Source organism: Tamlana carrageenivorans (assembly GCF_002893765.1).
In the GTDB taxonomy this organism is placed as follows: Bacteria; Bacteroidota; Bacteroidia; order Flavobacteriales; family Flavobacteriaceae; genus Pseudotamlana; species Pseudotamlana carrageenivorans.
The window spans coordinates 3,382,757-3,406,694 of sequence record NZ_CP025938.1; the positions used below are offsets into that span (position 1 = coordinate 3,382,757).

At 33.3% G+C, this 23,938-nt stretch carries 22 protein-coding genes; 11 read left to right on the top strand and 11 right to left on the bottom strand.

What is annotated here, in order from left to right; all coding sequences use genetic code 11:
• Nucleotides 1–24: 24 nt before the first annotated feature.
• Nucleotides 25–624, top strand: a complete 600-nt coding sequence (locus tag C1A40_RS14865) for a Crp/Fnr family transcriptional regulator (protein WP_102996581.1) — start codon at nt 25–27, stop codon at nt 622–624.
• Between the two features lie 213 nt (nt 625–837).
• Here C1A40_RS14865 and fumC read toward each other — a convergent pair whose 3' ends face one another.
• A complete protein-coding gene (gene fumC, locus C1A40_RS14870; protein WP_102996582.1) occupies nt 838–2,235 on the bottom strand; it encodes a class II fumarate hydratase in 1,398 nt (465 codons plus the stop codon).
• Nucleotides 2,236–2,481: 246 nt separating this feature from the next.
• Between fumC and C1A40_RS14875 the strand changes: the two genes are divergently transcribed.
• Together C1A40_RS14875 and C1A40_RS18345 are read left to right on the top strand one after the other, a co-directional pair.
• A complete protein-coding gene (locus C1A40_RS14875; RefSeq protein WP_102996583.1) occupies nt 2,482–2,673 on the top strand; it encodes a thioredoxin domain-containing protein in 192 nt (63 codons plus the stop codon).
• Between the two features lie 291 nt (nt 2,674–2,964).
• Complete coding sequence (locus C1A40_RS18345; RefSeq protein WP_169815721.1) at nt 2,965–3,138, top strand: hypothetical protein; 174 nt, start codon at nt 2,965–2,967, stop codon at nt 3,136–3,138.
• Between the two features lie 83 nt (nt 3,139–3,221).
• Here C1A40_RS18345 and C1A40_RS14880 read toward each other — a convergent pair whose 3' ends face one another.
• The 5 genes from C1A40_RS14880 to prfB all read right to left on the bottom strand — a co-directional run bounded on the left by C1A40_RS14880 (nt 3,222) and on the right by prfB (nt 7,902).
• Nucleotides 3,222–5,498 (bottom strand): outer membrane beta-barrel protein, encoded by a 2,277-nt coding sequence (locus tag C1A40_RS14880; protein ID WP_241910431.1) that lies wholly within the window; start codon nt 5,496–5,498, stop codon nt 3,222–3,224.
• Nucleotides 5,447–5,755, bottom strand: coding sequence for a hypothetical protein (locus C1A40_RS18570; protein ID WP_241910432.1), 309 nt, complete (start codon nt 5,753–5,755; stop codon nt 5,447–5,449). The genes C1A40_RS14880 and C1A40_RS18570 overlap by 52 nt, the downstream gene beginning before the upstream one ends.
• Before the next feature lie 81 nt (nt 5,756–5,836).
• Nucleotides 5,837–6,178: an arsenate reductase (glutaredoxin) gene (gene arsC, locus C1A40_RS14885; protein ID WP_102996584.1), complete on the bottom strand. Its 342-nt coding sequence runs from the start codon at nt 6,176–6,178 to the stop codon at nt 5,837–5,839.
• A complete protein-coding gene (locus C1A40_RS14890) occupies nt 6,175–6,795 on the bottom strand; it encodes an HAD family hydrolase (protein ID WP_102996585.1) in 621 nt (206 codons plus the stop codon). Before C1A40_RS14890 ends, arsC begins: the two co-directional genes overlap by 4 nt.
• Nucleotides 6,792–7,902, bottom strand: a protein-coding gene (gene prfB / locus C1A40_RS14895; protein ID WP_158651380.1) for a peptide chain release factor 2 whose coding sequence is annotated in 2 segments (ribosomal slippage) — nt 6,792–7,838 and nt 7,840–7,902 — 1,110 coding nt in all. Because the reading frame shifts where the segments join, the coding sequence is not laid out codon by codon here. The genes C1A40_RS14890 and prfB overlap by 4 nt, the downstream gene beginning before the upstream one ends.
• Before the next feature lie 91 nt (nt 7,903–7,993).
• Here prfB and C1A40_RS14900 point away from each other — a divergent pair.
• Complete coding sequence (locus tag C1A40_RS14900) at nt 7,994–9,019, top strand: threonine aldolase family protein (protein WP_102996587.1); 1,026 nt, start codon at nt 7,994–7,996, stop codon at nt 9,017–9,019.
• A gap of 35 nt (nt 9,020–9,054) precedes the next feature.
• Here the strand turns inward: C1A40_RS14900 and C1A40_RS14905 are convergent, their stop codons facing one another.
• Together C1A40_RS14905 and C1A40_RS14910 are read right to left on the bottom strand one after the other, a co-directional pair.
• Nucleotides 9,055–9,384, bottom strand: coding sequence for a YegP family protein (locus C1A40_RS14905; protein ID WP_102996588.1), 330 nt, complete (start codon nt 9,382–9,384; stop codon nt 9,055–9,057).
• 91 nt (nt 9,385–9,475) lie between these two features.
• The gene (locus tag C1A40_RS14910) at nt 9,476–9,799 is read right to left on the bottom strand and encodes a YbaB/EbfC family nucleoid-associated protein (RefSeq protein ID WP_102996589.1); all 324 of its coding nucleotides are present in this window, start codon (nt 9,797–9,799) and stop codon (nt 9,476–9,478) included.
• Between the two features lie 243 nt (nt 9,800–10,042).
• Here C1A40_RS14910 and C1A40_RS14915 point away from each other — a divergent pair, with 243 nt between their 5' ends.
• The 3 genes from C1A40_RS14915 (at nt 10,043) to capB (ending at nt 14,735) form a co-directional block, all read left to right on the top strand.
• Nucleotides 10,043–12,115 (top strand): S9 family peptidase, encoded by a 2,073-nt coding sequence (locus C1A40_RS14915; RefSeq protein ID WP_102996590.1) that lies wholly within the window; start codon nt 10,043–10,045, stop codon nt 12,113–12,115.
• 73 nt (nt 12,116–12,188) lie between these two features.
• Entirely contained in the window at nt 12,189–13,226 is a 1,038-nt protein-coding gene (capA, locus tag C1A40_RS14920) for a cysteate synthase (protein WP_102996591.1), read from the top strand.
• Nucleotides 13,227–13,475: 249 nt separating this feature from the next.
• Nucleotides 13,476–14,735 (top strand): cysteate-C-fatty acyltransferase, encoded by a 1,260-nt coding sequence (gene capB, locus C1A40_RS14925; RefSeq protein WP_067148268.1) that lies wholly within the window; start codon nt 13,476–13,478, stop codon nt 14,733–14,735.
• Between the two features lie 59 nt (nt 14,736–14,794).
• On the opposite strand, the gene C1A40_RS14930 is transcribed toward capB, so the two are convergent.
• Nucleotides 14,795–15,916, bottom strand: coding sequence for a GTP cyclohydrolase (locus tag C1A40_RS14930; RefSeq protein WP_102996592.1), 1,122 nt, complete (start codon nt 15,914–15,916; stop codon nt 14,795–14,797).
• 35 nt (nt 15,917–15,951) lie between these two features.
• Nucleotides 15,952–16,956 (bottom strand): transporter, encoded by a 1,005-nt coding sequence (locus C1A40_RS14935; RefSeq protein ID WP_102996593.1) that lies wholly within the window; start codon nt 16,954–16,956, stop codon nt 15,952–15,954.
• Nucleotides 16,957–17,100: 144 nt separating this feature from the next.
• On the opposite strand from C1A40_RS14935, the gene C1A40_RS14940 reads away from it, so the two are divergent.
• The 4 genes from C1A40_RS14940 to C1A40_RS14955 are packed head-to-tail and all read left to right on the top strand — an operon-like array spanning nt 17,101 to nt 22,618.
• On the top strand, nt 17,101–17,364 hold the full coding sequence (locus C1A40_RS14940) for a DUF4834 family protein (protein WP_102996594.1): 264 nt from the start codon (nt 17,101–17,103) through the stop codon (nt 17,362–17,364).
• A gap of 31 nt (nt 17,365–17,395) precedes the next feature.
• Nucleotides 17,396–19,828 carry a YfhO family protein gene (locus C1A40_RS14945; protein WP_102996595.1) on the top strand — a complete coding sequence of 811 codons (2,433 nt, stop codon included), beginning with the start codon at nt 17,396–17,398 and terminating at the stop codon, nt 19,826–19,828.
• 50 nt (nt 19,829–19,878) lie between these two features.
• On the top strand, nt 19,879–21,159 hold the full coding sequence (locus C1A40_RS14950) for a glycosyltransferase (protein ID WP_102996596.1): 1,281 nt from the start codon (nt 19,879–19,881) through the stop codon (nt 21,157–21,159).
• Nucleotide 21,160: 1 nt separating this feature from the next.
• Entirely contained in the window at nt 21,161–22,618 is a 1,458-nt protein-coding gene (locus C1A40_RS14955; RefSeq protein WP_102996597.1) for an oligosaccharide flippase family protein, read from the top strand.
• Between the two features lie 74 nt (nt 22,619–22,692).
• Here C1A40_RS14955 and C1A40_RS14960 read toward each other — a convergent pair whose 3' ends face one another.
• Complete coding sequence (locus tag C1A40_RS14960) at nt 22,693–23,838, bottom strand: hypothetical protein (RefSeq protein WP_102996598.1); 1,146 nt, start codon at nt 23,836–23,838, stop codon at nt 22,693–22,695.
• Nucleotides 23,839–23,938: the final 100 nt, after the last annotated feature.

Below are 23,938 nucleotides of genomic sequence, written 5' to 3' on the forward strand. Positions count from 1 at the left end.
ATAACTTCCCTCCATTAATAATTAATGCTAATTTTAAATGATGCATACATGGATGTAAACCATGCTTTTTTAAATACTTTCTTAGATGTTTCCGAAGAGAGTTATAAGCAATTATTAAAATTGTCTACAATTAGAGATTTAAAGGCAGGAGATCAAGTTTCTAAAAATGGAGAGGTTCCTACTAAAATTTATCTATTGGAGTCTGGAACAATGCGTGCCTATTTGAGTTCTAAAGAGGGTAAAGAATATACGAAAAGCTTTTTTACATCTTTTAGTTTTGTAGGATCGTTAACGGCTTTAGTTCAAAAAAGCCCATCAAAATTGATATATGAGGCCTTAACAGCCTGTAAGGTTTACGAATTGAATTTTGCTGACTTCAAAGAGCTTTGTAATAGAGATTTAAGAATAAGTGCGCTGTATAATAAAGTTTTAGAGCACATTTTTATTAAATATGAAGAGCGTCAATTAGAATTAATTTCTATGGATGCTACAGCGAGATATCTAAAATTACAAAAGGAAATGCCAGATATAGAAAAAAGTATTCCTCAATATCAAATAGCAAGTTATTTAAGTATTAGCCCCGTGCAGCTAAGTAGAATTCGAAAAAAATTAAAGTCGAATTAGTTCCTTACCATATGTTGTAAGTATTTTGTAAGAAAATGTTAAATTTTATGTTTTCTTTAACATTATTAACAAATGTTAACAGGAAGTTAATTGGTTAGTTTTATATTTGAATGATTCTTTAAAGGTTTTCATTTAAAGACAAACTAACTAACCAATCATAAAAAAAGCAGATCATTATTATGAACTGCTTTTTTATTTAAATTTTGTTAGGGTTTATTTTAAACTTCCAACCATGTTCTCTGGTTTTACCCAAGCATCATAATCTTCGGCAGAGACATATCCTAAATTGACAGCTTCTTCCTTTAGAGTAGTACCATTTTTGTGCGCTGTATTTGCAATTTCAGCGGCTTTGTAGTATCCTATTTTAGGGTTTAACGCTGTTACAAGCATTAAGGAGTTGTTTAATAATTTAGTAATAACTTCTTGGTTTGGTTCAATACCAATAGCGCAATTCTCTTCAAAACTAACACACGAATCACCAATTAATTGTGCCGATTGTAATACGTTTGCAGCCATAACTGGTTTAAAAACATTAAGCTCGTAGTGACCTTGTAAACCACCAACAGAAACAGCGACATCATTACCCATAACTTGAGCACAAACCATAGTCATAGCTTCACATTGTGTAGGGTTCACTTTTCCCGGCATAATAGAGCTTCCTGGTTCATTGGCAGGAATGATAATTTCACCAATACCTGAACGTGGCCCAGAAGCCATTAATCTAATATCATTAGCAATTTTGTTTAATGAAACAGCCAATTGTTTTAAGGCACCATGAGTCTCTACAAGCGCATCATGTGCTGCTAAAGCCTCAAATTTATTAGGAGCTGTAACAAAAGGCAAGTTTGTAAAGTCAGCAATATATTTGGCTACTAATTCACTATAACCTTGAGGAGTATTTAAGCCAGTTCCAACTGCTGTTCCCCCAAGTGCTAGTTCACTTAAGTGAGGTAATGTGTTTTCTAAAGCTCTTAAACCATGATCTAGCTGAGCGACATAACCAGAGATTTCTTGACCTAAAGTAATTGGTGTAGCATCCATAAGGTGTGTTCTACCTATTTTCACCACATCTTTAAAGGCTTTAGATTTATCATTTAAGGTATTTCTTAGTTTTTTAACACCAGGAATGGTTGTTTCAACAATCTTTTTATAAGCAGCAATGTGCATGCCCGTAGGAAAGGTATCATTTGAAGATTGCGATTTGTTTACGTCATCATTAGGCTGGATGGTTTTTTCACCTTCTCCAATAACTTTTCCTGCCAATTGGTGTGCTCTATTAGCAATAACTTCATTTACATTCATATTGCTTTGAGTTCCAGAACCCGTCTGCCAAATAACCAAAGGAAATTGATCATCGTGTTTGCCCTCTAAAATTTCATCACAAACTTGAGAAATTAAATCACGTTTTTCAGCATCCATGACACCCAATTCACAATTCGTATGGGCAGCCGCTTTTTTTAAGTAGGCAAATCCGTAAACAATTTCTAAAGGCATAGAAGCCGCTGGTCCAATTTTAAAGTTGTTTCTAGAACGTTCAGTTTGAGCGCCCCAAAGTTTATCGGCAGGTACTTGTACCTCACCCATAGTATCTTTTTCGATTCTGTAACTCATTTTAATAGTATTAATTAATGAGGTAAAGTTAAGGTTTTTGCTAGTTTTTAAGAACTTGATGGCACTAAATTTTGATTATCTTTTTTAATAATTATATGATGATTTTCTTCAGTTTAAAATGAGATAATTTATGTAATATAAATCAAATGAGTTACTTATGGTAGTGTGTTTAATAATCTTAATTAAATAAACAAAATTATGGCAATAATTATATTTAGAGAGGAAGCTCTAAATTTTACAACTTAATTGACAGAGGCTGTCATTAATTTTCCAATTTCAGCAAATGGAGAACGGAAGGTTTCAAAGTTGAATGAGATGATTCATTTAAAAGCAGATAGTAGCTCAAAGGTATGTTTAGTATTTGTAATTGGCGGTGATAAAAGAGAAGAGTTGATCATTATTTATTCGGCCTTTACAGGAAGAAATTTTGATGAATAATTACTTGTTATAGATTTTTTGCAATTAACTGTTTATCATAAAGTGGTAACGCCAGCAAATAGATAATAAGGCGAGGATTGTGATAGCACCTTCGGTTGATACAGCTTCAAATCTAAGATTATTTCCTAAAAGATATTAGGAAAAAAAGCCCTATTTAACAAGGAAACCTAAACCCAATTAGGCTCATTTTGTAATCGTTAAAAACTCTGTTAATAAATTTTATTTTGATTTTGTATAACTACAGTGTTTACATTATATTTGCGACAGATTTTATAACTGACACGATACATTATGTTTGATTTTGATCAATATTTAGGCTTTTTAGCATTTTTAACCATATTAACCATTGGTTTTTGGTTAATGATTTTTTTATTAACTTTTATAGTTCCTTACTGGATTGGTGGTTCAATTATTGAAAAACTAAAAGAAATGAAGGAAGAAAAGAAAGCAAAACGAGAAGCTTAAAACATAAGTTTATTATATAAAAAAGGAGGTTAAATTATTAATCTCCTTTTTTTTATGCTCGTATTTTTTGAATCAGTTTAGTACTAACCTTCAAAATCGGAATCGTCAAATTGATCACCTTGTCGACCTCGTTTTTCATGACGTTGTTTTTGTTGATTAAATCTGTAAAGAAATGACACATTTATTTGTCGTTGTCTCCACTGAAATTCAGTTTCTCTTTCAAAAAATTCAGTTTCAGTAAGTGTTTTACGTTTTCTTGAGTTAAAAACATCGCGAACGTTTAAAGATAATGTGGCATTATCATTAAGTTCTTTACTAAAAGCTAAATCCATAGAAAATATACCCTTAGAGGTGCTTTGAGCGTTAGAATTAGGTCCTCTGTAATACATATTTGTTTGCCAGTCTATTTTTGCAGGAAGTGTAACCTTGCTACTAAACCTAGCGAACCAGCTATTATCTTTGTTTCCATAGTCCACGCCGTTAAACGCTCCTTCTTTTTTAAATTGAAAGTAATTAAAGCTAGAGTTTAAGCGTAACCATTTATAGGGATTATATAAAACACCAAATTCGGCACCAGCTCTATCGTTTGATGACAAGTTTATAGGTATTGTTCTAATGATGTCAATACCATCGGAAGTTTGATAACTCGTATTTTCCTGTACGCGCTCGAATGAACCCGTTTCGTGTTGATAATAAATGGACGTTGTTAAGGTTAATTTGTCCCAACGTTTTAAATAACCAATATCGAAAGCACTAGCAAATGCAGGCGCTAAATTAGGATTTCCTTGAAACACATTGGTACGGCTGGAACGTGTAGGGAAGGGGTTAATGTACCAACCTCGCGGTCTATTAATTCTTCTGTTATAACCAATGGTGATGCTTTCTTCACCATCTTCATTCTCATCAGCTAAATTATAAATAAGGTTTACCGTTGGGAAAAGCCCTAAATAATTATTGTTAAAATCAACATCAATAGGAAATCCGAAGGCTTCCTCTAATTCTTCATCAGTTAATCGAGAATCGATACGTCCTTTTAATTGGGTGTTTTCTAATCGCAGTCCAAGTAAAAAGGAAAAGTCACCAAATTTTGTTCCGTATTGTGTATAGACAGCTGCGATGTTTTCAGTGTAATCAAAAATATTTGAGATCGTATCATTTACAAAAAAATCACCAGTACTCAAGTCTTCCTGTCTTAGGGTATAATCTTTTATTTCATTTTTGAAATTACCTCTAAAACCTGCTTCAAAACGCGTGTATTCGCCTATAGGTAGAACATAATCAGCCTGAATTAAATATTCATTTTCTTTTTCAGTTTGATTGATTTTTTCTTGCTGAAAAGGCTCTGGGTTAATTTGATTGGTGGTAATATAATTTTCATTGATATTAGAAAATTGTTTCTCATCTTGATTTTCATATTGAAAATCGGCTGTTAATTCGTGGCCTTCGTCATTAAATTTAGTTACATAATTCAGAGCAAATTGAAAACTGTTCCCGTCTTCATTTTCTTGTTCTTTACGAAGTGTTTGTTCTTCTAAAACATTATTATTGTATCGTTTACTGTGGTTTAAAGACTCGTCGGCGTCTTCACCATACCTATAAAATACACTTCCAGTAAGCGCTGTTTTTTTTGTTAAAAAGTACTCCATACCTAAGCTTGCGTTGAAGTTTCGGTTTAACCGTGTTACTTTTTGATCTTCATTAATATTTTCAAATTCAGGCGCTATAATTTGTCCGTTATCAATTTTATCAAAATAAAAAGTATTGTTGATACTGTTTCTAGGGGCATCGTAGTAGCGATACCCTAAATTTGAAAAAAGATTAAATTTATCGGTTCTGTAATTTAAATTTGTTGAAGCACCTAGGTTATCAGGGTTTCCAGCAGTAAGGTTTACCGAGCCGTTAAAGCCTAAAGTTTCTTTTTGTCGTAAAATAATGTTTAAAATTCCTGCAGTTCCTTCGGCGTCATATCTTGCTGAAGGGGATGTGATAACTTCAACACGTTCAATAGCTTCGGCGGGTAACTGACTTAAAACATTAGTGTCACCAAAACCAGCCATGGCCGATGGTTTTCCATTTATTAGAATGCGGACATTTTCATTTCCTCTTAAGCTCATAGCGCCTTCAACATCAACAGAAACAGAAGGAACGTTATTAAGAGCATCGCTAATGGTTCCTCCAGCAGCAGTAAGATCTTTTCCTATATTGTAAATTTTCTTATCGAGTTTAATATCAACTGTAGTTGTTTCGGCAATAACTTCAACAGCATCTAAAGCTTCTAAATTAATTTCTAATGAAATAGAACCTAAGTTTAAATCTGAAGAGATTTCTTTACCAGAAAGCTTAACGGTTTTATACGACATGTACTCCAGAGAAATGTCGTAAACTCCCTGTGAAATGGGAATACTAAATTCACCTTTTTCATTGGTAATACCACCTTCAACGATTTTATTTTCAGCTTTACTAAAAAGGAAACCGTAGCATATTCTAGGGGTTGCTTGGTTTCTTTATCGAGAATAGTTCCTATAACGGTAAGTTCTTTGCCTTTTATTTTTCTTTGGGTGTGCCCCAAGTTTGAAAATAATAGAAAAGCAAATACCGGTAATATAAATTTATGCATTAGTCAAGGTATGTTTACTACGACTGCAAATTTATATGATGGTTTAGCCGGAAAGGGTTAATGTTATGTTAATAAAAACTGTTAAATAATTTCAGAAATAGCTTCAGGAGGCCTTCCTATTACAGCTTTATCGCCATTTATAACAATAGGACGCTCTATTAATTTAGGATTTTCAACCATAGCTTTAATAATATCGTCATTTGATAAGTCTTTGTTTTTAAAATCACTTTTCCAAATGACTTCATTTTTTCTAACCAAAGCTATGGGCTCAATACCTAGAAGATTAATGATTTCCTTTAGTTCTTTTTCTGAAGGTGTATTTTCTAAATATTTAACAACTTCAAATTCCTTTCCTGAGTTTTCAAGAATTTGTAAACCACTTCGAGATTTACTACATCTATTATTGTGGTATATTTTAATCATGATAATTGAATGTTATAGTTTTTTAATTGGTTTTCAAGGTTTTCTGCTGATGTGAAATGAATACCATGAATACCCAGTTTATTGGCTGCTTCAATGTTTCTTAGGTTATCATCAATAAAAATAGCTTTTTCAGCATCAATATTAAAGCGTTTTAAAGTGAGCTTATAAATTGCTTCGAATGGTTTTCTAGTGTTTTCTTCTCCTGAAACCAAAATGCCTTCAAACCATTCTAAAAATTCAAATTTTTCTTGAGCAATAGGAAATGTTTCGGCACTCCAATTGGTTAAAGCGACCACTTTATATTGTTTAGAATCAATAAGTTTTTTTAGGATATCTACGGTACCTTGTATGGCACCACCTAGCATGCGCTCCCATTCGCCATAAAAAAGTCTAATTTCTTTTTCATATTTGGGGTGCTGTTTAACCAAGTCTTCAGTGGCTTTTGTCAAGGGATAACCCGCATCCTGATTTTCATTCCAGTCACTGGTACAAATATGGTCAAAAAACCAACGCATTTTTTGACGGTCTCCTTTAAAGACCTCTAAAAACAAATATTCTGGATTCCAATCGATAAGCACACCGCCAAGATCGAATATTATGGTATTTATTTTGGTCATAATTGATTGTCGTCTTCTACTTTTTGTCCCATCATCATGAGGTAGGATTTAAGAAATTCGTCAATATTACCATCCATTACAGCGTCAACATTTCCCGTTTCATGAGCGGTACGCACATCTTTCACAAGTTTATAGGGATGCATCACATAGTTTCGAATTTGACTTCCCCATTCAATCTTCATTTTGCCTGCTTCAATATCGTCGCGTTGCGCTAATTGTTTTTGAAGTTCAATTTCATAAAGCTGCGATTTCAACATTTGCATAGCACGAGATCGGTTATCGTGTTGTGAACGGGTTTCAGAACATTGTATTTGAATGCCTGTTGGTTTATGATGTAGCTGAACTTTGGTTTCAACCTTATTAACGTTTTGTCCTCCAGCACCGCTAGAACGTGCAGTGGTAATTTCAATATCAGCAGGGTTAATCTCAATTTCAATAGTATCATCAACTAAAGGGTAAACGTAGACCGAGGCAAAGCTGGTATGGCGCTTGGCGTTACTATCAAAAGGAGAAATACGCACCAATCGATGAACACCATTTTCACCTTTTAACCAACCAAAAGCAAAATCACCTTCAAGTTCCAGGGTTACGGTTTTTATCCCAGCAACATCGCCTTCCTGAAAGTTAAGTTCTTTAACTTTAAAGCCACTTTTTTCGGCATACATTAAGTACATACGCATAAGCATACTGGCCCAGTCACAGCTTTCTGTTCCGCCTGCACCTGCCGTAATTTGAAGTACAGCACTTAAACTATCACCTTCTTCAGAAAGCATATTTTTAAATTCAATGTCTTCTAAAAAAGTAGCAGTTTTATCGTAGTGCGTTTGAACTTCTTCAGCCGTATATTCACCTTCTTTATAAAATTCATAAAGCAAATCCAGCTCTTCAATAAGGGACTTTACATTTTTATAATCTTCTACCCATTTTTTCTTCACACGAAGCGATTTCATGAGTATTTCAGCAGATTTGGGATCATTCCAAAAGTTGGGATCGAAGGTCTGTTCTTCTTCGTTTTGGATTTCTATAAGCTTGGCATCTATGTCAAAGATAGTGCCTAAGTTTGTCAAGGCGGGTGTTAAGATCTTTAATTTGATCGGATGTTATCATATCTCATTTTCTTTTGAACAAAAATAGGATTTAATAGAGGAGGGAAAAACATTCTAAGCATAATTTTATAGTTTTACATTAAAATTTCATGATGAATATAGATCTAAGAAGTGATACGGTAACAAAGCCTACAAACGATATGTTAACCGCTATGATGCAAGCTGAAGTTGGTGATGATGTATTTCGAGAAGATCCCACAGTAAATATGTTAGAGCAAAAGGTGGCCGATATGTTTGGTAAAGAATCTGCTTTGTTTTTTCCTAGTGGAACTATGGCCAACCAAACAGCTATTAAATTACATACCAATCCAGGAGAACAGGTTATTTGTGATAAATATGCACATATTTATAATTATGAATCTGGTGGCGCTTCATTTAATAGCGGGGTTTCTTGTAAATTGATTGATGGTAACCGCGGCATGTTTACTGCGAAGCAGGTTATTGAAGCTATTAATCCTGACGATTATTACTATAGTAAAACCAGTTTGGTTGAAATAGAGAATACAACCAATAAAGGAGGAGGGGCTTGTTGGGATTTTGAAGAGATTCTAGCCATTAGACAAGTTTGTGCAGAAAATGGTCTTGGTTTTCATTTAGATGGTGCTCGTTTATGGAACGCCCTTGTAGAAACCAACGATTCCATTGCTCAGTATGGTAAAGTTTTCGATACGATATCAGTGTGTTTAAGTAAGGGTTTGGGCTGTCCTGTCGGTTCCGTGCTGGTTGGTGATGCTAAAATCATGAAAGATGCCTTGCGGGTTCGAAAAATATTTGGAGGCAACATGAGGCAAGCGGGATATCTAGCTGCAGCTGGAATTTATGCCTTGGATAACCATGTTACACGATTAAAAGAAGATCATAAAAAGGCCAAAGAAATAGGAGCGTTTTTAACACAGTTATCAGTAGTTAAGTCTGTAGAACCTGTTGAAACTAATATTGTTATTTTTGAATTGAATGAGGCTATGGATGAAAAGAAATTTGTTCAAGACCTCGCTGATCAACAAATTTATATCATTGGTATGGGCAATAAGAAATTACGCATGGTAACACATTTAAATTATGATGATACCATGCATAATAGATTTTTAGAAATATTAAAAAAGCTAGCTGAAAAATAAATTAGATTGAAATCAATTTTTCAATAACTATTGAATTAAGCTTCTTTTTCCTTAACTTCAGCTGTAGGCGCATTGGTTTTTACCGATTCAATGCCGTTTTCCATTCCAGCTTCAGAAGCATACATCTGGCTTGATCCAATAATTTGTCCGTTAGCCGCTTTGATATTAAAATGAAATTTTCCGTTTGAAGCTGTTTTGCGTTCAAATTTAGAATCGTCACTGCAATTAGTTTTTACAGATTCAATACCGTTTTTGGCACCAGATTTATCAGCATAACCTTGACTAGCTAGAATAATTTGATTATTTTTTGCTTTCAGATGAAAATAGTACTTGTCGTTGTTTTCACTTTGAAATAGTTCGAACATATTTTTGAAATTTAAGATTTAGAAACTAAAAATAAGAGAATTTCATTTATTTTACTATTTCTGCAATTAAAAAAGATGTTAAAATCTCTGCTTATTTAAATAAATCCATCCCTGGAATGTTAGGCATGCCTTCTTTAGCAACCGCAGCTAATTCAGATTCGTTTACCTGAGTAGCTTTTGCAATGGCTTTATTTAGTGTAAGAATTAAGTAATCCTCCAGTTCTTCTTTGTCATTTAATAAACTTTCGTCAATGTCAATAGACTTAATAGTACGATTGGCTGTTAATGTTACTTTTAATTTGTTGTCATGACTGTTTTCGTCAACCAAAACGGTGTCTAAGCGCTTTTTGGTGTCTTCTACTTTTTGTTGGGTTTCTTTAAGTTTTCCCATCATTCCCATCATATCTCCAAACATAATTTTCTTTTTTTTGATTATTTACAAAATTAGTAAAGAATTTAATGAAATCAACTAAAAACCTCAGAATAGCTTGAGATTATAACCATATGATTTACTTCTGAACGATTAACACGAATTCATACCTTTCTTAACTATAAAATACTTAAATTTAAAAATGTAAATCGTATAAAATAAAAAATTCAAGTTTATATTATCATCTTAAGCCTTATTTTTGCCCACTCTTGTAAAAAAGATAATAAGATGATAGAAAAAACAACTCAGGTTCAAGCTGCTATAGCAAAACAAATTCCTCATAAATTAAGTATCCATAACGATGATAGAATTGATAACTATTATTGGTTAAATGATAGAGAAAACCCTGAGGTGATCGATTATCTTAATAAAGAAAATGATTATACGAAAGCCTTGATGGCACACACTAAGGACTTTCAGAAAACGCTTTTTGAAGAGATGAAATCGAGAATAAAGGAGGATGATGCGTCGGTACCTTATAAACTAAATGGTTATTGGTACATCACAAAATATGAAGCTGGCAAAGATTACCCTATCTATACAAGAAAAAAAGGTACTTTAGAAGCCAAAGAAGAAGTACTTTTCGATTGTAATGACATGGCTAAAGATCAAGCTTATTTTAATCTCGGCGGACTGTCAATTAGCCCAGATAATACTATGGCAGCTTTTGCTGTAGATTTAGTGAGTAGAAGGCAATACACCATTCGAATTAAAAATTTAGTGACTGGTGAAATTTATTCTGATGAAATAAAAAATACCACAGGAAGTGCAGTATGGGCAAACGATAATAAAACACTTTTTTATACACGAAAAGACCCCGTTACTTTACGTTCAGAAAAAGTATTTAAACATAAAATTCATTCAGATAGTAAAGATGATGTAGAGGTGTTTTATGAAGCAGACGAAACCTTCAATACCTTTGTTTATAAGTCAAAATCTAAGAAGTATATTATTATAGGTTCATCGAGTACCTTGTCTTCAGAATATCGTTTTTTAAATGCTGATACCCCAGACGAAAATTTTAAGATTTTTCAGGAACGTACCGAAAACTTAGAGTATAATATTGCTCATTATGATGATAGTTTTTACATCATATCCAATATGGATAAGTCAACAAATTTCAAAATATCTAATACGAATTTAAAGGACACTTCAAAGGAGTTTTGGGAAGATGTAATCCCTCACAGAAACCATGTTTTAATTGAGGATATAGAGATTTTTAATGACTATTTAGTGGTGAATGAGCGTGAAAACGGACTCAATAAACTGCGTATTATCAGTTGGGATGGAAAAGAGGATTATTATATACCTTTTGAGAACGAAACCTATACTGCATATATTGGAAATAATCCAGATTTTGAAAGTCCTTTTTTAAGGTATTCTTATAACGCGTTAACGTCACCAAGTTCGGTTATTGACTATAATTTCAAGACAAAAGAAAGTGAGATTAAAAAGGAGCAGGAAGTTCTTGGTGGAAAGTTCAAGAAAGAAAATTACGAATCGAAACGTATTTGGGCAACAGCGCGTGATGGCGTAAAAGTACCTATATCATTAGTGTATAAAAAAGGAGTAAAATTTGACGGATCAGCACCTTTATTGCAATATGCTTACGGTTCGTATGGTTCTACCATAGATCCTTCGTTTTCTACCGTGCGTTTAAGCTTGCTTGATCGTGGTTTTATTTATGCCATAGCACATATAAGAGGCGGGGAGTATTTAGGCCGTGAGTGGTATGAAAATGGTAAGTTACTTACTAAAATGAACACATTTACCGATTATATTGATTGTTCTAAGTATTTAATAGAGCAAAATTACACCTCAAATAAACACCTTTATGCTTATGGAGGTTCAGCTGGCGGATTGCTTATGGGAGCTGTTATTAATATGAATCCTGAATTATATCATGGTGTATTAGCAGCAGTGCCTTTTGTAGATGTTGTTACAACCATGCTCGATGATACCATACCTTTAACAACAGGAGAGTATGACGAATGGGGTAATCCAAACGAGGCAGAATATTATCATTATATGAAGTCCTATTCACCTTATGATAATGTAAAAGCTCAAGAATATCCTAATATGTTAGTTACAACAGGTCTCCATGATTCTCAAGTACAATATTGGGAGCCTGCTAAATGGGTAGCAAAATTAAGAAAGGAGAAAACAGATTCCAATAAATTATTACTTCATACCGACATGGATTCTGGTCATGGAGGGGCTTCAGGACGCTTTGAAAGTTTAAAAGAAATTGCTCTTGAATATGCGTTTTTATTAGATTTAGAAGGAATTCGTGGTAAGTAAAAAAAAAAGTTTTACTTTTGTACGGTTTTAAGCTGTTTTGCTTCATAAAGTAAGCAGTTTCTAAAAAACATTTATGGAACAAAGAAATCAGGTTTATAGCAACGTATTGGATTTGGTGGGAAACACACCTCTTATCAAACTTAATCGAATAACTTCTGAATTTAAAGGAGATTTTTACGCGAAAGTTGAATCCTTTAATCCAGGACAATCTTCTAAAGATAGAATAGCACTTTACATTATTGAGCAAGCAGAAAAAAAAGGCATTCTTACACCAGGTGATACCATAATCGAAACAACTTCTGGCAATACTGGATTTAGTATCGCTATGGTTAGTATTATTAAAGGATACGATTGTGTACTTGCTGTGAGCTCAAAGTCATCGCCAGATAAAATCGACATGCTTAAAACGATGGGGGCAAAGGTTTATGTGTGCCCTGCGCATGTTAGTGCCGATGATCCGCGTTCTTATTATGAAGTCGCCAAAAGATTACATAGCGAAATGAAAGGTTCTGTGTATATCAATCAGTATTTTAATCAGTTAAATATCGATGCACATTATCATTCAACAGGTCCAGAAATTTGGAACCAGACAGAAGGTGAAATTACGCATCTTGTAGCATGTAGCGGAACAGGAGGGACCATTTCAGGAACAGCTAAGTATTTAAAGGAACAAAATCCAAATATAAAAGTAATAGGAGTAGATGCTTTTGGGTCTGTGATTAAAAAATATCATGAAACCAGAGAGTTTGACGAAAAAGAAATCTATCCATATCGTATTGAAGGTTTAGGCAAGAATTTAATACCTGGTGCCACAGATTTTGATGTGATTGATAAATTTGTAAAAGTTACTGATGAAGAAAGTGCACACACTGCTAGAGAACTAGCTAGAACCGAAGGCATGCTCGTAGGATACACTTCAGGTGCCGCGATGCAAGCAATTAAGCAGCTTGAAGAAGATGGTGAATTTAGTGAAAATGATAAAGTTGTTATAATTTTTCCCGATCATGGAGCAAGATATATGAGTAAAGTTTATAGTGATAAATGGATGAGTGACCAAGGATTTTTTGATAGCATCAATGAAGTTGCAGAAAACATTCAGTATATAAAATAACTTCTTTATGAAGTTTGTTCAAAGAGATTATCTTTTACTATAAATGTAAAAAATGATCTCTTTTTTCATTTAACAAATAATTGAGCAGTAAAAATTATGTTCAATGCGAATAAATATTTAATTTCGCGCCAATTGACTTCAAACCAAACTTACTTTTTTTTATATCATTTTCGACGTTAATATGATGTTGATGGAAAGTGTTAGAGTTTAAAGTTTACCATAACTTAATCGCAACAAGATTTATAATAAATGAGAGATTTATTTGATAAAATTTATAAGGATAAGGGACCATTAGGAAAATGGGCGTCTCAAGCTGAAGGCTATTTTGTTTTTCCAAAGCTAGAAGGTGAAATTTCAAATCGTATGAAATTTCAAGGGAAAGACGTAATCACTTGGAGTATTAATGATTACCTAGGTTTAGCCAATCATCCAGAAGTAAGAAAGGTGGATGCTGAAGCGGCTGCGCAATACGGATCTGCGTATCCAATGGGGGCTAGAATGATGTCTGGACACACCGACTTACATGAAAAACTTCAAAACGAATTGGCCTCTTTCGTTCAGAAAGAAGCAGCTTATCTTTTAAATTTTGGTTATCAAGGTATGGTGTCTACAATAGACGCATTGGTAGCAAAAGATGATATTATTGTTTATGATGTAGATGCACATGCTTGTATTATTGATGGTGTACGTTTACACATGGGTAAGCGTTTTACATATAAGCACAATGATGTAGAAAGTTTAGAGAAAAATTTAGAACGTGCTACAAAAATGGCCGAACAAACCGGAGGTGGAATTTTGGTTATTTCTGAAGGTGTATTTGGTATGCGAGGAGAGCAAGGACGTTTAAAAGAAATTGTTGCACTTAAAAAGAAATTCAACTTTAGATTATTTGTTGATGATGCTCATGGTTTTGGAACTTTAGGAGCTACTGGTGCAGGAGCAGGAGAAGAGCAAGGTGTTCAAGCTGATATTGATGTGTATTTTGCCACTTTCGCAAAATCCTTAGCTAGTACAGGAGCTTTTATTGCTGGAGATCAGGAAATTATTGACTATTTAAAATATAATTTACGCTCGCAAATGTTTGCAAAATCATTGCAAATGCAATTGGTGGTTGGAGCACTTAAGCGTTTAGAAATGCTTAAAACCATGCCTGAATTGAAAAATAAATTATGGGAGAATGTGAATGCCTTGCAGTCTGGTTTAAAGGAACGTGGATTTGATATTGGTACGACACAAAGTTGTGTGACTCCTGTGTATTTAAAAGGTAGTATTCCTGAAGCTATGGCTTTGGTTCGTGATTTACGTGAAAATTACGGTATATTTTGCTCTATAGTTGTGTATCCTGTAATACCTAAGGGTATGATTTTATTAAGATTAATCCCAACAGCAACGCATACATTAGAAGATGTTTCAGAAACGTTAGATGCTTTTGATGCTATTCGTGAGCGTTTAGAAAACGGTACTTATAAGCGTTTATCCGCAGCGGTTATGGCAGCAATGGGTGAATAGTTTGTAAATAATATAAATAAATAAAAAATCCGATTCAAAATTGAATCGGATTTTTTATTTTAAGATAGTTCTTTTCTAAACGTTTTTCTTCTTTTGATAACGACAGGATCAAAATGCTTCCATATTTTTTTGATAGCTTCGTTGTCCTCGAGTTCTGGCGTTCTATAACAGGTTTCTATACCTTTTTCCTTAAATGTATTGTAATATTCGTTAAATATTATGGCATGAACGCCTCGATTTTGATAATCGGGATGGACACCAATTAAATAGAAATCGGCAGTTTTACTGTTTTTTTTAGCATCTAAGATGTATTTAAATCCAAAGGGGAAAAGTCGGCCTTTTGCTTTTTGCAAGGCTTCAGAAAAAGAAGGCATAACAATAGCAAAAGCTACAAGTTCTTTTTTGCTATCAACAACAAACTTTATGTATTCCGGATTTATAAAACTGATAAATTTCTTCTTGAAATAAGCCTTTTGTATATCGTTAATAGCAACAAATGATGATAATGAGGCGTATGTTTGGTTAAATAAATCAAACATTTTATCCACATACGGCATAACATCGGCTGTTTTAGTGAAATTTAAGGCGCTTAATTGATACCTCTTTTTTATTAAGGTTTGTGCTTTTAAGAAAAATTCTGGTTTCACATTTTCGAAAGGAAAAACACTCTCAGAATATGTCTTTTCAACCCTATAGTTAGCTGCTTCGTAATGTTTAATGTAATAGGGGTGGTTGTACCATGTAACCATACATGATAAGGATTCAAACCCTTCTGTTAAAACACCTACTTTGTCGAGGTTTGAAAAACCAACAGGGCCTTCAGTATATTCTAAATTATAAGATCTACCTATTTCTTCAACCTTGTCTAACAGTGTTTGAGATACTTCAAGGTCATCAATAAAATCAAACCACCCAAAACGCATTTTTTTTTGGTTCTGGCCTTTAATTTCAAGCCAATTAACTATAGCTGCAACGCGTCCAACGATTTCATTATTTTTATATGCTAAAAACAAACGTGCTTCTGCATCATTAAAAACAGGGTTTTCTTTTTTGTTAAACGATTTAATTTCTTGACTTATAATTGGGGGTGTCCAATATTTAGAGTCTTTATATAGTTTGAAAGGAAATTTTACAAATGCTTTTAGATCCTTTTTAGTTTTAACCTCTTTTAATTTTATCATACTTCTGTAATCGGTTTTTGAATAACTAATTAGAGTTAGTCAAAATCGACGTCTTCTTTTTTTCTTTTTTCAATAGGTTCAGGTTTCGCATTCTTTTGGTCGGTGTTGCCTAAGTTATTAGGTAGGCCGTTTTCCTCATCTTCAACAAAATTATCGACTTTAGGTCTTTTGTCTTTGTGAAAATCTAAACGATATGAGGCGCCAAAATTAACGCTAAAAACTGCAGGAGTGTCCTTAGTATTGAATGTAATTGCACTATCCAATTGAAGATTTTTATTCCATAAATATGCAGCTCCTAGTCTAAATAAATTATCGGCGTAGAAATCACTCTTTATCCCCTGAGTTTCGGCAAATATAACCCATTTCAAGGTTACAGCATGGGTTAATGTTAAAATATACTGGAAGTCAGATTGATCGGTGCCTATTCTGTCTTTAATGAAGTTCATGACGAAAACCCAACCATTGGCAAAATTGTTTTGCGTAGCAATCATTACCTTTGGACTAAAACCTTCAACGCCTGGAGCAGTGAATGGATTGTCTGCACCATCGATGTTACCACCTAGATAAACAGAAACTGCAGGGATTAATGATTTCCATTTAAAGGTTCTGTTAGCTTTCCAACTGTATAAATTTGGCTTTTCTTCAAGTTTATTTTTTAAAGGATCAAATACCAAATACTTGGCCCCAATGGTGAAAAATTTAAAATTTGAGCGATTATACTCGTAATCGTATGTCGATGTGTATGTTTGCGTATCGTTTTGGTAGGTGCCTTCAATACTTATTTCTAAAGGTTCCCATAGTAAACCATACCTAGCAGCAAAGTCGATACCAAATCCAGAGGCTTCATAAGCGGCTGCCGGGGTTCTTTTTTCTTTTAAAAAATAGGGGCCTGCTTCAAATTGCACCACATTGGTTCCTACAGAAAAAGCACTTCTTGAAACACCAGGTCTATTGGAGTTAATAACTTCTGTGTATTGGCAATAGCTTTGCGATGTTACTAAACATAACAGAAAAAACAGCGTGGATTTTAGTAGGTTCATAAGCTTTGGTTAAAAAAACTTTAAATATGAAGTTGTTAAAGGTTGTTCAAATATAGATATTTTATAGTTTTTTTATCATTTTTCGGCTTTTTTTCAGGAGATAGAATTGTATTTTTGCTATAAATTACAATCAAAAGTTAAAAAATGGGGTTATTAAGAACCATACTTATAATTGCGTTAGTTTATTACGGTTTAAAAATACTGTCGAGAATTTTTGCTCCTTTCTTGATGAAATATGTTTCTAAAAAGGCTGAAGAGCGTTTTGGAGGACAATTTGGGCAATTTCAAAAAGCACCAAGAAAAGAATCGGCTAAAAAGGAAGGAGAAGTGACCATAGATAAAATGCCTCAAACAAAAACTTCAAATAAACAGGTAGGTGATTATGTTGATTTCGAAGAAATAGATTAATTTTCGCAATCATTAGAATTAAAGCCATTTTATGCCGTTTTCAATAAAAAGATTTCTACCACATATATTTATACTTCTAGGGTTTATTGTAATTTCTCTAGCTTATTTTAGTCCTGTTTTAAAAGGGGAGGTTATTTACCAGAATGATATCGTCCAGTTTATTGGAATGAGTAAGCAACAAAAGGATTTTAAGGCAGAAACTGGACAAGAAACCTATTGGACCAATAGTGCTTTTGGAGGGATGCCAACCTATCAACTCGGGGCAAGATATCCACACAATTATATTAAAAAGTTAGATTTAGCGCTTCGCTTTTTACCAAGGCCAGCAGATTATCTTTTTCTTTATTTGCTAAGCTTTTACGTGTTTCTCTTGGTTTTAAAAGTCGATTTTAAATTAGCAGCTTTAGGGGCAATAGCTTTTGGGTTTTCTACATATCTTATTATAATTCTTGGGGTAGGTCATAATAGTAAAGCACACGCCATAGCATATATGCCTTTGGTTTTAAGTGGTATAATATTAACCTTTCGTAAGAAGTACATTTGGGGTTTTTTCTTAACCGTTATTGCTCTTGGTTTGGAATTGGTTGCTAACCATTTTCAAATGACCTATTATTTGATGTTTTTAATCATAATACTTGGAATTGCTTATTTTAGTGATGCTTTCAGAAAACAAACGCTTCCAGCTTATTTTAAAGCTGTAGGGATTTTGGTAGGTGCCTTAGTGTTAGCTATAGCACTTAACGCTACCAATATTTTGGCAACTCAGGAGTATGTTAAAGAAAGTAAACGAAGTAAAAGTGAATTAACGATTAATCCAGATGGTTCACCTAAAGAAGTGACTAATGGGTTGGATAGAGATTACATAACTCAATTTAGTTACGGTATTGTTGAAACGTTTAATTTGTTTATACCTCGATTTGTTGGAGGAGGGAATCATGAAAATGTAGGCAAAGAATCAGCAACCTACGACGCTTATCGAAAACTGGGTGCTTCAACTACTCAAGCATTACAAGAATCGAAACGAGCGCCATTATACTGGGGTGATCAACCCATTGTAGAGGCACCCGCATACATTGGGGCCGTTGTGTTGTTTTTGTTTGTGTTAGCTTTGTTTCTAGTTCAAGGGCGATTAAAATGGTGGCTTGTTGGTGGTACGGTTTTTTCTTTACTACTATCTTATGGTAAAAATTTAGGGTTTTTAACCGACATATTTATTGATTACGTACCGCTTTACAATAAATTCAGAGCGGTTAGTTCTATTCAGGTTATTTTAGAATTGTGTGTTCCTGCTTTAGGTATTTTAGGACTTTCCAAATTGCTAAATGTACATGTTTCTAAAGAAGAAAAATTAAAAGCTTTAAAATATTCAGGTGCAATCACTGGAGGACTTTGTGTTGTCTTTTTATTGTTTAAATCGTCGTTATTTGATTTTGTAGGTGTGAATGATGGGTTGTATCGTCAAAGTTATGGGCAGGAATTTATTGACGCCATTAAATCGGATCGAAAACGTGTATTTACCAATGACACCTTGCGATCATTGGTCTTGGTAGCGCTTTCTTCTGGTGTTATATGGATGTTTTTGAAAGAAAAATTGAAAGAAAAGTGGGCGATTGCAGCATTTTGTGTACTTATTTTGTTTGATTTAGTTGGTGTAGATAGACGTTATGTAAATAATGAAGATTTTGTAGCTGGAATAAAAATGAGTAAGCCATTTCAAGCTACAGAAGTTGATAAATATATTTTACAAGACACATTATACTATCGTGTTTATGATTTGGTTTCAGGTCCTTCTAAACCATCATATTTTCATAATTCTTTAAATGGCTATAATGCGGCGGAATTAAGACGATATCGAGAAGTTTTTGATTTTTACATTGCTAAAAACAATATTAATGTATTAAGTATGTTGAATACGAAATACATTGTTGCTCAAGATGAGAAAGGGAATACGTTTCCGTATGAAAATGAAGAAGTGAACGGTAATGCATGGTTTGTTGATAGCTTAAGTTTAGTGGATTCTGCCAATGAAGAAATCTTGAAACTAGGTAGTATCGATACAAAATCACAAGCAGTTTATTCGCTAAATGAAGGGGGTGAATTTTTAAATAATACAAGTCTTAAATTTAGTATAGATTCAAATTCAGTAATTGATTTAGTAGAAGTTAAGGCTAATTACTTAAAGTATAAGTCAAATAATAATAACGATGGTTTTGCGGTGTTTTCCGAGGTTTATTACGGTAATGGCTGGAAGGTTTTTATTGATGGGGAGCCTGGAGAATTTATACGTGTGAATTACCTCTTGAGAGGTATGCAGATTCCCGCGGGAAATCATACTATTGAATTTAAATTTGATCCAGAGGTTGTGAAAACAGGAAGTAAAATTGCTTTAGCAAGTTCTATGTTATTGATGTTTTTGATTGTAGGCGGATTGTTTTATGAGTTTAGAAGAAAACCTCAAGAATAGTTTTCTTGAACTTTGTAACTAGAGTCTTTTTAATTAAAGCTTAATTTAAAATGCAGGTGAAAAAAGCGCTTATTGTTACCTATTATTGGCCTCCTGCAGGAGGACCAGGGGTGCAGCGCTGGCTTAAGTTTGTAAAGTATTTGCCTGAATTTAATGTGGAGCCTGTTGTTTATATTCCGGAAAATGCAAATTATCCTATTTTAGATGAAAGCTTAAAAGCGGAAGTTTCTGATGATTTAAAGATTTATACTAGCTCTATTCGGGAGCCTTATAAATTAGCTGGATTTTTGTCTAAAAAATCATCTAAAACGATTAGTAAGGGGATTATTTCAGAGAATGAAAATCAATCATTACTTGAGAAATTGATGCTTTTTGTGAGGGGAAATTTTTTTATTCCTGATGCGCGGGTTGGATGGGTAAATCCTTCTGTAGATGAGCTTTCTAAAATCTTAAAAAAAGAGCAAATTTCAACTTTAATCACAACAGGGCCGCCACACAGTGTGCATTTAATCGGATTACGTTTAAAGGAACAACTAGGGGTAAGGTGGTTAGCAGACTTTAGGGATCCATGGACTACGATTGGTTATCATAAGCAGTTAAAACTAACGAAGACTTCAAAAAACAAACATAAGGCTTTGGAAAAACAGGTTTTAAATACGGCAGATCAAGTTGTGGTAACCAGTTTTGCTACAAAAAAAGAGTTTCAGGCTATTACGAGCAAACCTATAGAGGTGATCACAAATGGTTATGATAATGAAACGAATGTTGAATTTGTGATGGATTTAAAGTTTTCATTAGCACATATAGGATCTTTATTGTCTAAAAGAAATCCAGAAATTTTATGGAAAGCTTTATCTGAATTAGTTATTGAAAATGAAAGTTTTGCTAAGGATTTTCAGCTTAGTTTAGTAGGCTCAGTAAGTGAAAATGTGTTGAGTTCTCTTGAATATTTCGGGTTAAGTAATTATTTAAATAATGTAGGGTATGTATCGCATAAAGAGTCTATTGCGTTTCAAAAAAAGTCTCAAATTTTATTGTTAATAGAAATAGATTCTGAAGATACAAGAAGTATCATTCCTGGGAAGTTATTTGAATATATGGTTTCAGATCGACCCATATTAGCCATTGGTCCGAAGCAGTGGGACGTTGAAAAAATTATTAAAGAAACCAATACGGGTTATTGTTTTAGTTATTCTGATTTTAGTGCTCTAAAGAAAACTATTTTAGAGTGTTATCTTGCTTACCAAAAAGGAGCATTACAAACATATCCTATTGGTTTGAAAAAATTTCATCGAAAATTATTAACCCAGTCTTTATCTAACTTACTGTAAGATGGGGGTAGTTGCTGTTCAGTCATTCAAAAATATTATCTCTACCTATTTAGGTTTTTTTATTGGCGCTATAAATACGTTGTTTTTATATACAGAGTTTTTAAGCGACGAATATTACGGTATGGTAAGTTATATGCTGTCTTTAGCATATGTAATTATGCCTATTATGTCTTTAGGTATGCATAATACGCTTGTTAAATTTTATTCTTCGTTTAAAACCAGAGTTTCGCTGCACAGTTTCCTAACCTTAATGATTTTCTTGCCTATCTTAATCATTATTCCGCTGTTAATTGTAACGTGTTTTGGTTATGATTTTATTGCTGGACTTCTTTCAAAAAAGAATGAAATTATTAAGGATTATTTATGGCATACCATTTTTATAGCGATAGCCTTAGCTTATTTTGAAGTGTTTTTTGCTTGGGCAAAAGTGCAAATGGAAACTGTGGTTGGTAATTTTATGAAAGAAGTATTTCATAGAGTAGGAGCTATGGTATTACTTTTTTTATTGCATTATAAATTAATAGATGTAGAACAGTTTATGTTAGGTTTGGTGCTTGTTTATGTACTACGTATGTTGGTTATGAAATTCTATGCCTTCTCTGTGAAGTTTCCTATAATTACTTTTAGCAAATTGAATAATTTAGGAGCTATTTTAAAGTATTCATTTCTGATTATTATCGCTGGTTCTATAGCTACGGTATTGTTGGATGTAGACAAAGTGATGTTAGGTCATTATGTAGATATACGAGAGGTCGCTTATTATAGTGTTGCTGTTTTCATAGCTACGGTTATTGCTGTTCCGCAACGTTCTATGCACCAATTATTAATGCCTTTATCTGCGAAATATTTAAATGATAGAGATTTTAGTTCATTAAGTGATTTATATAAACGCAGCTCTATAAGTCTTCTTGTGGTTGGAGGTTTAATCTTCTTGTTAATTGTTTTAAACATCAACGAACTATATTATATTATACCTAAAGAGTTTAGTAACGGTTTGTTTGTGGTGTTTTTAATAAGTATTTCAAAATTGTATGACTCTGCTTTAGGAAGTAACAATGCTATCCTATTTAATAGCGATTATTATAGAGTTGTATTGGTATTAGGTGTGTTTTTGGTTATTCTAATGGTGTTGTTGAATATGGTTTTTATACCGTTGCTTGGTATTAACGGGGCTGGTTTAGCAACGTTTTTAGCGATTTTTATGTACAACTCAATTAAGTTGTATTTTGTTTATAGGAAGTTTAAACTGTTTCCGTTCTCAAGAGCCTCTTTAAATGTCGTTTTGTTAATTTTCATAAGTGTTTTACTATTCTATTTTTGGGAATTTCCGTTTCATCCATTTATAAATATGGGATTGAAGTCTTTAGTTGTTAGTATGATCTATTTATTTATTGTTTATAGATTTAATTTTTCTGAAGATATTACACTGGTTATAAATCGTTATATAAAAGGGGAGTAGATAAAAAAAGAAACCCCCACAATGCTTTATAAAGCGCATTCGCGGGGATTTCAATACTAACCAACCAAAAAATTTTAAGATCGTGTTCTTCTTGCCGTCGATCTTGTATTGTTATTAGATTTTCTGCTGTAATTTTGAGCAGTTCTTTGTTTATTATTATTGTTATTTAATCTAGTTGTTTTAGGTCTTTTTGTATTACCGTTGTTATTTGACTTGTTAACAGCTTGTTGACTTTTTCTAGAATTGCTATTATATGTACGTGGGTTTTTATTGTTTGGATTTTTTACAACCGCATTATTTTTAGAATTTGTTTTTCTGTAATTGGATTGTGTTTTTTTTGAATTTCTTTGAGCTTGTGTTCTTGCAACGTTTTTAGAGTTGTTCCTTGTGGTTTTAGCAGTGCTTCTATTGTTGTGATTTCTGTTTGCTACGGGTTTTCTGTATGCACTTCTATTAACGGGTCTAATATTTTTACTGCTTCTATATGCCGTTGCGTAAGAGCGATTTCTAGTGATCGCAGCACCTCTTCTGTTAGCGATTGCAGTTCTTGGTCTGTTATTATTGATAAAAGGTCTGGTGTATCGATATCTTACAGGGCGGTAAAGTGTTCTATACGGTCTGCTGTAAACAACACAGTAGTTTGGTCTAGGAACACAGTAATACCTATGCCAAGGTCTGTAAATATAACCTCTGTTATATATGTTTATAAAGCCAGATGTATGTATAAATTGGTTGTGATTATTGTAAAATATGTTTAAGCCACCCACTCTCGATACAAACCCTAAATTGTTGTATGATATATTGGTTGATCCTGCACCTATAATTCTACCAAAGTCATCATAGTAAATAGGGATATTTTCAATTTGAATAATGGCTCCGTATTCATCATATTGCACGTAGCTGTTGTAATTATATCCAGAATTGAAGCTAATACTTGTATTTCCAGTGTTTATAGAGATGTTAACGCTTGAATTGTTTCTTAGTAGATTGAAATCGAATTGACCATCAGGGAAAACTGAAAACTCCACTTGATTTACAGAAAATATAAATGATTTACCATAATGAGCATAGTTGTATGAATTTGTGGTTATGTCATTACTTGCGTGTGTTTTTGTAATATTTAAAGTAAAAACAAAGAAGATTAATAACAAGATAGTGTGGTTGCTTTTGTTTATGATGTTCCTAATTTTTTTTCCTGTGTTTTCTGTTTTACTCTTCATAACTGAAAGTTTTATGTGTTGAACATTAGAGAGATTACAAACAGCGTGCCATAAAAAAATGTAGGTGCTTTAGTTGTTTGTTTAAATACTTTAATTTCGA